The sequence below is a fragment of the Pectobacterium artocarpous genome (assembly GCF_046159765.1).
In the GTDB taxonomy this organism is placed as follows: Bacteria; Pseudomonadota; Gammaproteobacteria; order Enterobacterales; family Enterobacteriaceae; genus Pectobacterium.
This window is the reverse complement of sequence record NZ_JBJXVK010000003.1, coordinates 63,255-75,817: the sequence shown is the minus strand read 5'-3', so window position 1 is coordinate 75,817 and position 12,563 is coordinate 63,255. Positions and strand designations below refer to the sequence as shown.

The following is a 12,563-nucleotide window of genomic DNA, read 5'->3' as shown; positions in this document are numbered from 1 at the left end:
CGGCGTCCTGATGACGCCGCCTTTCTCTCAACAGAAAGAGGTTTGATCGCATGAACGTTACCGTAACATCCCTACTCTCCGCCCTCGCACTCTCCGTTTCCTTTAGTGCTTTCAGCAATTCTGATGTTTCTGCTTCCTCAACAACCGACAAAATTGTCATTGCCCACCGCGGCGCCAGTGGTTATCTCCCCGAGCATACGCTTCCAGCGAAGGCGATGGCCTACGCTCAGGGTGCTGATTATCTGGAACAGGATCTGGTACTCACTAAAGACAACGCGCTTATTGTCCTACACGACCACTATCTGGATCGCGTCACCGACGTGGCAGAACGTTTTCCTCAGCGCGCCCGTAAAGATGGACGCTTTTACGCTATCGACTTCACGCTGGAAGAGATCAAGTCGCTGAAATTTACCGAAGGGTTCGACATCAAAGATGGCAAGCAAGTACAGAGCTATCCAAACCGTTTCCCGATGTGGAAATCTGACTTCCGTATTCACACCTTTCAGGAAGAAATTGAATTTATTCAGGGGCTGAACCACTCAACCGGAAAAAACATCGGCCTCTATCCTGAAATTAAAGCACCGTGGTTTCACCATCAGGAAGGGAAAGATATCGCCCGCGAAACGCTGGCCGTATTGAAGCAGTATGGCTATACGCAGAAAAGCGATAAGGTTTTCCTGCAATCGTTTGATGTGGCAGAGCTAAAGCGGATTAAAACCGAATTGCAGCCACAGATGAAGATGGACCTCAACCTGATTCAGTTGATCGCCTATACCGACTGGAATGAAACCTACGAGAAACAGGCTAATGGCTCGTGGGTGAATTACAACTATGACTGGATGCAAAAGCCCGGCGCTATGCGGCAGATTGCCACCTATGCCGACGGCATCGGCCCGGACTACCACATGCTCGTCCAGAAAAGTGCAACGCCTGACAGCATCACGTTTACCGATATGGTGAAGGAAGCCCATCAGAATAAACTTCAGGTACATCCGTTTACGGCAAGGGCCGACAGGCTACCGCCGTATGCCAAAGATATCGACCATCTCTACGACATTCTCTACCATCAGGCAGGGGTTGACGGGCTGTTTACCGATTTCCCCGACAAAGCGGTCGATTTTCTGAATAAACCGCGTTGAGAATCGGCGTCCTCATCGGGCACCACGGTGCCCGATCATGCATGGGTTTGATAATACGCGGCTTATTTCAGAAACAGTTCTCGCAGGTAATTCGGCACAGCACTGTCTGCGTTAGAACCAATCACTTCGCAGTCCGGCAGTAAATCTTTCAGACGCTGATGCGCGTTTTGCATCACGCAGCCTTTGCCCGCCATCGACAACATTTCGTAGTCATTCATGCCATCGCCAAACGCCACGCACTCTTTGAGCGAGAAGCCGAAAATCTTCGCCACCTGCTCCAGTGCATGACCTTTAGACACACCGCCAGCCATCACTTCCAGACAGGTGAGCGTCGAGAAGCTCACGTTGACGCGGTCACCCCAGCGTGCGTTGATCGCTTCTTCCAGTGGCAACAGCTGTTCATGGGAATCACAAGTAAAGAACACTTTGCTGACGCCATCGGTTTCAAGCAGCGCGGGTTCAAACAGTTTGTATTTAAAGATCGACTCTTTGAAGAACCGCTCTTCTTCCGCACGCGGACGATTCATAAACCAGTCGTCATCACGATATACGTGCGTCAGCATATCGGGATGATTGTGTACCACGCTATAAAGGTCACGGGCAATGTCCTGATCCAGATTGTGACTGAAAATCAGCTCGCCCTGTGAGTTATGCACACGCGCACCATTCGAGGTAATCATAAATGCACTGATGCCGAGATTATCCCGGATCTGCGCAACATCCATGTGATGCCGTCCCGTAGCGAACACAAAGTGAATCCCTTTTTCCGTCAGCAGCCTGAGGGTTTCTTTCGCATACGGGGACAGCGAGTGGTCAGGTGACAGCAGTGTGCCATCTAAATCGGAAGCAACGACATGGTACATAACGATGAGATCTCACTTCTGGTGTGTTGTAGCAGCACGCGCCGCAAAAAGTTAACGAGGTGACTCCGCGTCCGTTAAGCGGTTTACCAACAGCCTACAATCAATGATAACGCGCAAAGTGCGCCAGAATCAGCACAAATGCCTGAGCACGAAGGTTATCCGTTTCAAAGAGAATTTCATGCCGCGCACCGGGGATAACCTGTAAAGCGCCATGCACATTGGCGTTACCGCGCTGTGTCAATGCCTGGCAAAATGCATTCTGGCTACGGTTATCCACCACGCGTTCCTCTCCCGCCTGTAGCAGCAAAAGCGGCGTAGTGACGGCGCTGGCCTGTGCCTGCAACTGTTTCCCCGCCAGTATCGCTTCACGCACCCAGTGATAAGTGGGGCCGCCGACGCGCAAATCCGGTGAGTCCGCATAAAATCGAATGCTGCGCTGGTAGCGTTCACGGCTGTGCGTCAGCACATTCATCCGATAAGGCAACGGACGCCACTGTCCAGTGCCGATAGCGTAATAATCGCGAATCGCCGGGCGACGCTCTGCCCAATTGACAATCCACCCCGCGACGCAATGAGGAAATGGCAAACGAATGCCAAACATCGGCGCACACAGCGCGACGGCATCAAACGTCCCGGGCTGACGAATCAACAGTTGTGCCAGAATCGCGCCTCCCATTGAATGCGCTAACGCAAACCGACGGGTGTATCGTTTGGGGCCAATGTGCTGCTGACACAGCGTTTCGGCATCATCAACATAGTCACTAAAACGCACGACGTGTCCACGGTGGCCGTCTGGTAGCACCCGCCCAGACCGCCCTTGCCCACGGTGATCCATGATGAGAACATCATAGCCGCTATGAAAGAGGTCATAAGCCACTTCGCTATATTTAACATAGCTTTCGATACGGCCTGAAAAGACAACGACAAGCTTGTCGTGCTGTGGCGCGGTAAAACGAACAAACCGGATAGGCACATCATCAACGCCAGAGAACTCACCCTCTTCGCGCTGACGCCAGAAATCCAGTAATGCTCCGGTAGCAAAAGCGGCAAACTGCGCTTCTCGCGTTAACAGGTTCGAGGTTAACCCTTCAGGCGTTAACTGTTCCGACGTAAGCAACGTATTGTAGCGTTGAATCATCACACCTCTCCGGTGACGCAGGAAAACGAAAGCTAGCGGAAGAACATGACAAACAGTGAAGCACAAGCGTATTGTGACATAAAAAACAGACAGACTCTCGTAATACAGAACGTGATTCAGGGGCAGGCTTCATGACATTGGATTGGTGGTTAACCTATTTACTCACAACGCTGATTCTCAGCCTGTCACCCGGCTCCGGTGCCATCAACACCATGAGTACCGGAATTAGCCACGGCTATCGTGGCGCAGCGGCGTCGATCTGTGGTTTACAGGTCGGGCTGGCGATTCATATCGTGCTCGTCGGCATCGGATTAGGCGCACTGCTTAACCAGTCTGTACTGGCTTTCGACATGCTCAAATGGCTGGGCGCAGCGTATCTGATTTGGCTGGGGTTCCAGCAATGGTGTGCCGCAGGCGCACTGAATCTTCAGGCGCTCGCCAGCGCGATGCCGCGTCGGAGACTCTTTAAACGCGCAATACTGGTGAACCTGACTAACCCGAAAAGTATCGTATTTCTGGCAGCACTGTTCCCACAGTTTATTATCCCCCACCAACCACAGGCCGCGCAGTATCTGGTGTTAGGCATCACCACCATCGTCGTCGATATTATCGTGATGATTGGCTACGCCACGCTGGCCACGCGCATCGCCGGCTGGCTAAAAGGCCCACGGCAGATGAAGATGCTCAACCGAATATTCGGTTCACTGTTCGTACTGGTCGGCGCGTTACTCGCCACGGCGAGAAAGGCCTGATTAAGGCAGTGCGCCGTATCAACTAGCGGTGCACTCCTGTCGTTAACAGGGAAAGATTAGCGGGAGAAAATCAGGTGCAGGCCAAACCCGGTAAACAGTACCCCAGCTACGCCATCCACCCATTTCGCCAAACGCTGATAGCCACGACGCATGGTCGGCAAGGCGAAAACCATTGCAACCAGACTGAACCAGATCAGCGTTTCAATCGAGATCAGCGCAAACAATCCCCAGCGGGCACCGCTGCCGACACTGTCGCCAACAAACAGTGAGAACACGCTACCGAAATAGATCAGCGCCTTCGGGTTCGCCAGATTCGTCAACAACCCACGCATAAAGGTCTTGCCACGCTGAGGCAAGACCACCGCCGTCTCCTGAGTGGTTTCCAACTGTGCTTTACGCCGTGCGGAGCGCAGCATCTGCCAGCCCATCCAGCACAGATACAGTCCACCACCGACGGTAATAGCCGTATGCAGCCAGGCCATTTTTTGCAACAGTAGGTGCAGCCCCAGCAGCGCGATCGCCGCCCAGACCACCACGCCCAGTGAAATGCCCAGCACGCCCATCATCGCTTCACGGCGGGAACGGCTAGCTGCCGTTTGCGAAACGAAAAAGAAATCCGGTCCCGGGCTCATCAGTGCAATGAAATGTACCAGCGCCACCGTCAGAAATAGCATCAGCATGTAGGTTTTCCTGTTTTTTAAATGCAATCAGATAAGGCGAGCGTCACTCGTCATCATTATCGACATGATCGCGAATCATGTTCATGAAAGGCGCACCAAAACGTTCGAGTTTACGGTGGCCTACACCGTTGATATTCAACAACTCACCCGCGGTGATCGGCATCAGCTCCGCCATCTCCAGCAGTGTCGCGTCACTGAATACCACGTAAGGCGGGATATTGTCTTCATCCGCGATGGATTTACGCAGTTTGCGTAATTTGGCGAACAGCTTACGGTCATAATTTCCGCCGTAAGATTTTTGATTAGCGCGAGGTTTCAGGTTAATGACACGCGGCACAGCTAGCTGTAACGGCACTTCTCCCCGCAATACCGGACGCGCCGATTCGGTAAGCTGTACAGCAGAATGCATCGTGATGTTCTGGTTCAGCAAGCCCAGATGAATCAACTGGCGCAGTACGCTGACCCAATGCTCTTGCGATTTGTCCTTACCGATGCCGTAAACCGGCAGCTTGTCATGACCAAAGTCTCGGATACGCTGGTTATTTGCGCCGCGTAGCACCTCGACGATATACCCCAGACCAAAGCGCTGCCCGACCCGATACACGCAGGACAGCGCCTTTTGCGCGTCAACCAGCCCATCGTAGCGCTTCGGTGGATCGAGACAAACGTCGCAATTACCACAGGGTTGCTGGCGTCCTTCACCGAAATAGTTCAGCAGCACCAGACGGCGGCAGGTCTGTGCTTCGGCAAACGCGCCCATCGCATTGAGCTTATGGCGCTCGATATCCAACTGCGGCCCGGCCGGTTTTTCTTCCAGACAGCGGCGCAGCCATGCCATATCCGCCGGATCGTAGAACAGCGCGGCTTCCGCCGCGAGGCCGTCACGTCCGGCACGCCCCGTTTCCTGATAGTAAGATTCGATATTGCGCGGAATGTCGAAGTGCACCACAAACCGTACGTTCGGCTTGTTGATGCCCATACCAAATGCGACGGTTGCTACCACCACCTGAAGATCGTCACGCAGGAACGCTTCCTGCACCTGCGCACGCCGTTCATTATCCAGACCGGCGTGATAAGCCCCTGCGCTCAGCCCACGGGCCTGCAAACGTGCGCAAATATCTTCCACACGGGAGCGGCTATTGCAGTAAATAATGCCACTTTTTCCACGCTGCCCCTGCACGAACATCCAGAGCTGATCGAGCGGTTTGAACTTCTCTACCAGCGTGTAACGAATGTTCGGGCGGTCAAAACTGTTAATCTGGATGAGCGGCGACCGAAGATCCAGCAGGCGAACGATATCGTTGCGCGTGGTCTCGTCAGCGGTGGCCGTCAAAGCAATGAAAGGGAGATGAGGAAGACGCTGTTTAATCTGCCCCAGCGCACGATATTCAGGGCGGAAATCGTGCCCCCATTGGGAAATACAGTGCGCCTCATCCACTGCGATCAGTGCGATCTGCCAGTAGGCGAGATGATCAAGGAAGCTGTCCGTCGTCAGGCGTTCCGGCGCAATATAAAGCAGTTTGATCTGACCGGTACGGCAACCCGCCATCACTTCAAGCTGCTGTTCACGCGTCTGCGTCGAATTCAGACAGGCTGCTGACACGCCGTAAGCCTGAAGCTGATCGACCTGATCTTTCATCAGCGAAATCAGCGGAGACACCACCAGCGTCAGCCCGTCCATCACCAGCGCGGGAATTTGATAGCACAGCGACTTGCCGCCGCCTGTCGGCATGATAACCAGACAGTCCTGCCCACTGAGCGTTGCGCTGATAATTTCCTGCTGACCCGGTCGGAATTGCTGGTAACCGAATGTGTCCCGTAGAACCTGAATCGCCAGCGCTTCCTTATTCAATACTTCCGCCGTAGACACGCCTTCCCCAATTCAATGAAATCAAACAGGCGCTATTTTCAGCGCCGTTTGGTAAAACTGCAATGGTTAAGTTTGGTAAAACGGCAATCGTTAAAACATGTCGTTCAGCGTCACACCAACGCCGAAGCGGGTCTGGCGGTGGTTGTAGTCAATCAGGGATTCACCGTAGCCGCTAAAGACCTTGGTGTAAAAACGAACATGACGCGTCAGCGGGTAGCTCCAGCCCAGCTCACCACCGCCGTAGCCGCTGTTCCAGTTATAACGCCCTTCCGCGCTAAACACGCTGTCGCCCCACACATAGCCGACGCGTAAGCGGTAATGGCCCATGTATTTGGTGATGTCCGGGTTATCGTCCTGGCTATCGGAGAAACGTATCCACGGTTTCACATCGACTTGCCAGTTGCCGTTCTGCGCCATCAGGCGAGCATAAGCGCGGTTCCAACTGCGTGAAGTCGGTTCGGAACGCCCATTAGACTGGTGATTAAAGCCCACTTCCACATCTCGCAGTGTCCAGCCCGCGAAGGTGTAGTTCGTTGCCCAGCCCAGGAAAACCTGTGGTTCATAGTCGGTTTCACGGAACGGAGAGGACTCGCTCCTGTTCGACAACTGCCACCACGAGCGCTGCGTATAAGAGGCCCCCAGCAACGAATTCCCTCCCAGAATGCCACGCCAAATCGGGAACCCCAGACTCAGTTGGTAATGCACTTCATCTTTACGTGCTTCATCGCTCCAGTTATCACTCTGGATCGCCGTTTTATTGATGTTGCTGGTATAGGTGTACAGCAAGTAGTTGCTTTCATAAGGATAAAGGACAAACGGGGTATCGTGCTCTTGTAACAGACTGGCGATAATGCTGCCACGTACCGCCGGTTGACCTGGTGCAGGCGCGTTTGTTGTTTCTTCGGCATGAGCCTGCGCCATCAGTAATGCTGTCAGTACGAGTACTATTTTACGCATTTATTTTCTCCGACATATTTTTCTCCGGCATTCTTTTATCCAAATAAAATCTTTTATCTAATCGGCCGTTCCCCACTCAAGCCCGCCATTCTACACAGTTCCGCGACATTTGAATTACCGTTCCCCTGTTTATCGGTCTTTTCTGGAAAGAAACAAAATCAACGCATAAAATAAACAATTCAGTAACCTTTAATCATCAAATTAACCACACTTAATGCATTTCTCTTATCGTTCGAACGGGGAACGACTATGGCTGACGTACCATCATCTCAGGACATTCTCTCATTTCAGGGAACCACATTAACCAAAGATACCGTGCGCCAACTTGTTGGCGAGATTTTCATTTACAAAATGCCGTTCAACATCGAATTGGGTCTTGAATTACAGCAATTTGAAGCCGACAAAGCCGTCCTCACGTTCGCCCGACAAGAGAAGCTCATCGGTAATGTGGCACAAAAAATTTTGCACGGCGGTGTGATTGCCGCCGGGCTGGACGTCGCTGCTGGATTGGTGTGCGTCGGTAACACGCTACTGCGCCATGAGACGATCAGCGATCAGGAGTTTCATCACCGGCTTGCCCGCATGGGAACCATTGATATGCGGGTAGATTACCTGCGTCCAGGCCATGGGGAACACTTCACCATTACCAGCACGCTGCTGCGCGGCGGCAATAAAATCGCCGTCGCACGCGCCGAATTGCATAACGAACAGGGCTTGCATCTGGCCAGCGCCACCGCCACCTATATTGTCGGATAGCATTTCGTTGGCAAAGATTATCATTAACACTTTACGTGAAAGCGCTCACCGTTTTGGGTAGACTTAGCGTTTTACCTCCGTCCTTATCGAGTTACTCATGAACGCGCAACAAACCCGTGAGGGGATATTTTTCGCCCTCGGCGCGTATTTCATTTGGGGAATTGCTCCCGTTTACTTCAAGCTGCTTGAGCACGTTCCACCCAATGAAATACTCACGCACCGTATTATCTGGTCATTCTTCTTTATGCTGATCCTGCTGACGATTGGCCGGAAATGGCATCAGGTGAGCTATGCCTGCCGCAACGTCAAGCATCTGTTTCTGCTGGCATTAACAGCGGTACTTATTGGCGGAAACTGGCTGTTGTACATCTGGGCGGTTAACAACCATCACATGCTGGAAGCTAGTCTCGGGTATTTCATCAACCCGTTGGTCAACGTCATGCTGGGCATGATCTTCCTTGGAGAGCGCTTTCGTCGTCTGCAATGGCTGGCCGTGCTGCTCGCGGTGACGGGGGTATTGGTTCAACTGTGGACGTTCGGATCGCTACCGGTTATCGCGCTGGGACTGGCATTCAGCTTCGCGTTATACGGCCTGCTGCGTAAGAAGATCGGTATTGACGGGCAAACCGGCATGCTGATCGAAACGCTGTGGCTGCTGCCAGTAGCGATCATTTATCTGTTTTTTATTGCTGATACGCCAAGCAGCCATCTGGCGGCCAATCCCTGGTCGCTGAACCTGCTGCTGCTCTCCGCGGGTGTCGTCACCACGGTACCGCTGCTATTTTTCACTGCGGCTGCCATGCGCCTTCGCCTGTCGACGCTCGGCTTTTTCCAGTATCTCGGCCCCACGATCATGTTCCTGCTGGCGGTCGTGTTCTACGGCGAAACGTTTAGCAACGACAAGCTGGTGACGTTTGCCTTTATCTGGGGCGCGCTGGGGCTGTTCATTCTGGATGCGCTTTATACGCAGCGTAAGCTGCGGTGCACGCCGATTACACCTTCCCAGCCTCAACACGACGGGAAATAAAACGCGATAAGATCGGGCTAAATAACAGCGTCGAAAATAGCCTCAGCGTCTGCATGGCAATGACAAACGCCATATCGACCCGACTGCCTGCGGCGATAATCGCAATCGAATCCAGCCCGCCAGGGCTGGTCGCCAGAAAGGCGGTCAGCATATCCACTGGCATCATTTTCGTCACCATCCACGCCATTCCGCCACACAGCAACATCAATCCGACTATCGACGCCATCATATGCGGCAATGTGCGTATCGCCAGCAAAAAGATGGGGCGAGTAAAACAGAGTCCTACGCTCCAGCCGATAAAGGCATAGGCCAGCGCCAGCAGCCACTCAGGGGTTTGCAAATGCAAGGTGCCGCTGGCATGCAGCATTGAACCAATAATCATCGGTCCCAGCAGCGCCCCAGAGGGAATGCGCAGGCGTCTTCCCAGCCAGGCACTGCCAAACGCCACGCCGAGCGTCGCCAGAAAGCGCCAGTCCAGTTCAGGGAACCAAACCAGCATCGCGCTGTTTTCTGCCGCCTCATCGCCCAAACTCAAGCGCGCCACAAACGCTGCCGAAGCGGTAACCATCAGCACACGTAGATATTGCATGAAAGCGACCAGCCGAACGTCTGCGCCAAATTCCCCGGCCATAGCGACCATCGCCGACGCACCACCCGGCGATGCTCCCCAGGTTCCAGTGGTTCCGGGTAGTTCGCTAAATTTGACCAGCAGCCAGCCGGACAGCCCGCTGGCAACCAGCGTCGCCAGCAGAATGAACAGCACCAGCGGCCATTCGCTCATTAACGGTTTCAGGATAGAGAACGACAGGCTTTGTGCCACCAGACAGCCCAGAACGGCATTGCTGCCCGCAAAGCAAACGGGCGGGATGCGAATCGTCGCGCCGTTTAACCCCATGACGACGCCGACCATCATCGGCCCCAGCAACAGCGCGGCGGGAACGTGGTAAACCTGTAACCCAAACCCCAGAATTAATGAAACCGACAGCAGGATTCCCCATTGCCCCCACGGTGACATCCTTTTCATGCACACGACCTTTTTTAGGAATAAAGAGTAAGAATAGAAAAGCGATTCACCATTCTAAACAGAATAGTTGGAGAATAAACAGGAATAGTAAGGTGCCAAATTATCAAGCAGGAAAGGAGTTTTGCATCAAAGGAAGGAATATCATGCACCTGATGGTGAATACCCGTCAGGCGCATCGGTGAAAACTTACAGCCAGTTTTTACGTTTGAAATAGAGGTAAGGTGCCAGTCCGGCGAGAATCATCAGCACAATCGCCCCCGGATAACCAAACGACCACTTCAGCTCCGGCATAAACTCAAAGTTCATCCCGTAGCTGGACGCCACCAGCGTCGGCGGCAGGAACACCACGGAGACCACCGAGAAGATCTTGATAATCCGGCTCTGCTCGATGTTAATGAAGCCCATTGCCGCCTGCATCAGAAAGTTAACTTTCTGGAACAGGGATTCGTTGTGCGGCAGCAGAGATTCGATATCGCGTAAAATTTCGCGCGCCTGCTCCAACTGGCCGGATGGCAAGCGGGCTTTACGCACCAGAAAATTCAACGCGCGTTGGGTATCCATCAGACACAGGCGCACTTTCCAGCCCACGTCTTCAAGCTCCGCCAGCGTGGACAACGCATCGTCGTACTCTTCGCCCTGCCGCCCTTCCATAATAATGCGGCTCAGCGATTCCAGATCGCTGTAGATGTTCTCGATTTCGTCCGCCAGTTGCTCAATTTTGGTCTCAAAGAGATCGAGCAGCAGTTCGTAAGCATTGCCGTCCACCAGCGTTTGGTTGCGGGCACGCATGCGATACAGGCGGAACGCGGGCAGTTCACGCTCGCGCAGGGTGTACAGGCGACCATCGCGGATGGTAAACGCCACCGTGGAGTTACCGGCGTGATCCTCAGCATCTTCAAAAAAGAAAAAGGAGTGAATATGCAGACCATCTTCATCTTCAAAAAAACGTGCCGACGCTTCAATATCTTCCAGTTCCGGACGGGTTGCCAGGCTTTGTCCCAGTTCGTTTTGTACTTTTTCACGCTCATCGTCTTCCGGTTCGATCAAATCGACCCAAACTGACGTGGTGAGATCATCGGAGTCATCCAGTTCCAGACGAGATAAACGGCAATTATCCAGTTTAAATGCGCTCAGCATGGGCCATAGCTCCCCTTTCAGTAGCAGAGATGGACAACGCGATTGAAGCACAGAAACAAAGGTGAGGTGTCACCAGCAGGTTTCAGTCCGTTCGACGGATCTGACTCATAGCGACAAAAACAGCGTCGCTGACAACCACGAAGGCTATCAGCAGAGGAAGATAGCCTTAGAAGTTGTACCTAATGAACAGGTTAGTGAGCCAGTATCGACTGGGTGTGTCCAAGGCGTTAGTCCTCCGAGAATAATGATGCGCGCATGTTACGCCGAGATGAAAAAGACTTCAACTTTAAAACCGCGGCTGAAACACGCTGTAAAATATTGGTCAAATGGATAGGGTTTATCCAATAAATCCGGCGCTGAAGCGGTAAAAAACGCAGTCCCCAAAGCAAAAAGGCACTGCGTCTGTCGATCAGGCATTATCCGGCAAATAGGCAATGGCACGGACGGGGAAACCGGGTGCGCCAGCGAAATTGGGGTAGCTGACGTGAATATAAGCGCCGGTAGGCGGCAGCTGATGCAGGTTATTTAGTACCTCGACCTGCCAGGCATTTTGGTTCAACACGAAGAATTCGCCAATAAGCCCGTTATTGCGACGGAAATCAGCGGCGGAATCCGTATCCAACGTTTCGTGCCCCACCGCGCTAATGCCGCGCTCTTCAAACAGGAACGTCAGCGCCTCAAGAGACCAACCCGGCGTATGGCTGTTACCCTGCTCATCTTTATTGGCGAAGGCATCACTATCGGGCCAGCGCGTGCTCCAGCCGCTAGCAAACGCGACAAAGCTGCCTGACGGAATGTCCCCGTGCTCACGCTCAAACGCCAGGATGTCGTCAACCGACAGGCGGTAGTCGGGATCGTTCGCGACGGCATCTTGCTTATGGAGCACGATCAGCGGCAGCAACAGTTCTTTATTATCAATACGATCCAGATAACGTTTGCCCGCGACAAAATGCCCCGGCGCATCAATATGCGTCCCCGTTTGCGTCGCGAATGTCACGGACTGTGCGAAAAAGCCATGCTCTTCAATGTTAAATAACGTCTTGCGCTGCAATACGCCTTCAAACGCGCTAAAAATAGGAATCGACTCCGTCACCGTATGCGTGAGATCGACCCATTTCTTCTTCTGTAACTCGGCAATAATCTGATCTAGCGTCATGGGCATGCTCCTTTTTTATTGTGATACCACACCCCCATGGATACGTGGCAGACCACCTAGCATT

At 53.1% G+C, this 12,563-nt stretch carries 13 protein-coding genes; 4 read left to right on the top strand and 9 right to left on the bottom strand.

Annotated elements, in window-relative coordinates; translation table 11 throughout:
- Positions 1–50 precede the first annotated feature (50 nt).
- On the top strand, positions 51–1,139 hold the full coding sequence (gene glpQ / locus ACKQAD_RS02460) for a glycerophosphodiester phosphodiesterase (protein WP_409158682.1): 1,089 nt from the start codon (positions 51–53) through the stop codon (positions 1,137–1,139).
- 62 nt (positions 1,140–1,201) lie between these two features.
- Here the strand turns inward: glpQ and yigL are convergent, their stop codons facing one another.
- Both yigL and pldB read right to left on the bottom strand, forming a co-directional pair.
- On the bottom strand, positions 1,202–2,002 hold the full coding sequence (gene yigL / locus ACKQAD_RS02455; RefSeq protein WP_409158681.1) for a sugar/pyridoxal phosphate phosphatase YigL: 801 nt from the start codon (positions 2,000–2,002) through the stop codon (positions 1,202–1,204).
- Positions 2,003–2,102: 100 nt separating this feature from the next.
- Entirely contained in the window at positions 2,103–3,140 is a 1,038-nt protein-coding gene (gene pldB / locus ACKQAD_RS02450) for a lysophospholipase L2 (RefSeq protein ID WP_409158680.1), read from the bottom strand.
- Positions 3,141–3,271: 131 nt separating this feature from the next.
- Between pldB and rhtB the strand changes: the two genes are divergently transcribed.
- Positions 3,272–3,892, top strand: coding sequence for a homoserine/homoserine lactone efflux protein (gene rhtB, locus ACKQAD_RS02445; protein ID WP_409158679.1), 621 nt, complete (start codon positions 3,272–3,274; stop codon positions 3,890–3,892).
- A 56-nt stretch (positions 3,893–3,948) separates the two neighbouring features.
- Here rhtB and rhtC read toward each other — a convergent pair whose 3' ends face one another.
- The 3 genes from rhtC to pldA form a co-directional block, all read right to left on the bottom strand.
- On the bottom strand, positions 3,949–4,572 hold the full coding sequence (gene rhtC, locus ACKQAD_RS02440) for a threonine export protein RhtC (protein WP_409158678.1): 624 nt from the start codon (positions 4,570–4,572) through the stop codon (positions 3,949–3,951).
- Between the two features lie 43 nt (positions 4,573–4,615).
- Positions 4,616–6,442 (bottom strand): ATP-dependent DNA helicase RecQ, encoded by a 1,827-nt coding sequence (gene recQ / locus ACKQAD_RS02435; RefSeq protein ID WP_409158677.1) that lies wholly within the window; start codon positions 6,440–6,442, stop codon positions 4,616–4,618.
- Positions 6,443–6,532: 90 nt separating this feature from the next.
- Positions 6,533–7,399, bottom strand: coding sequence for a phospholipase A (gene pldA, locus ACKQAD_RS02430; RefSeq protein WP_409158676.1), 867 nt, complete (start codon positions 7,397–7,399; stop codon positions 6,533–6,535).
- Between the two features lie 249 nt (positions 7,400–7,648).
- Between pldA and ACKQAD_RS02425 the strand changes: the two genes are divergently transcribed.
- On the top strand, positions 7,649–8,155 hold the full coding sequence (locus tag ACKQAD_RS02425; RefSeq protein WP_409158675.1) for a thioesterase family protein: 507 nt from the start codon (positions 7,649–7,651) through the stop codon (positions 8,153–8,155).
- Positions 8,156–8,252: 97 nt separating this feature from the next.
- Positions 8,253–9,182: an EamA family transporter RarD gene (gene rarD, locus ACKQAD_RS02420; RefSeq protein WP_409158674.1), complete on the top strand. Its 930-nt coding sequence runs from the start codon at positions 8,253–8,255 to the stop codon at positions 9,180–9,182.
- Here rarD and ACKQAD_RS02415 read toward each other — a convergent pair.
- The 4 genes from ACKQAD_RS02415 to ACKQAD_RS02400 form a co-directional block, all read right to left on the bottom strand.
- On the bottom strand, positions 9,148–10,206 hold the full coding sequence (locus tag ACKQAD_RS02415) for an AbrB family transcriptional regulator (RefSeq protein ID WP_409158673.1): 1,059 nt from the start codon (positions 10,204–10,206) through the stop codon (positions 9,148–9,150). The two genes, rarD and ACKQAD_RS02415, sit on opposite strands and share 35 nt — an antisense overlap.
- 186 nt (positions 10,207–10,392) lie before the next feature.
- Complete coding sequence (gene corA, locus ACKQAD_RS02410) at positions 10,393–11,343, bottom strand: magnesium/cobalt transporter CorA (protein ID WP_225086096.1); 951 nt, start codon at positions 11,341–11,343, stop codon at positions 10,393–10,395.
- A 166-nt stretch (positions 11,344–11,509) separates the two neighbouring features.
- Complete coding sequence (gene ysgD, locus ACKQAD_RS02405; RefSeq protein WP_349814568.1) at positions 11,510–11,566, bottom strand: YsgD/CorL family protein; 57 nt, start codon at positions 11,564–11,566, stop codon at positions 11,510–11,512.
- A gap of 186 nt (positions 11,567–11,752) precedes the next feature.
- The gene (locus ACKQAD_RS02400) at positions 11,753–12,499 is read right to left on the bottom strand and encodes a cyclase family protein (protein ID WP_409158672.1); all 747 of its coding nucleotides are present in this window, start codon (positions 12,497–12,499) and stop codon (positions 11,753–11,755) included.
- Positions 12,500–12,563 lie beyond the last annotated feature (64 nt).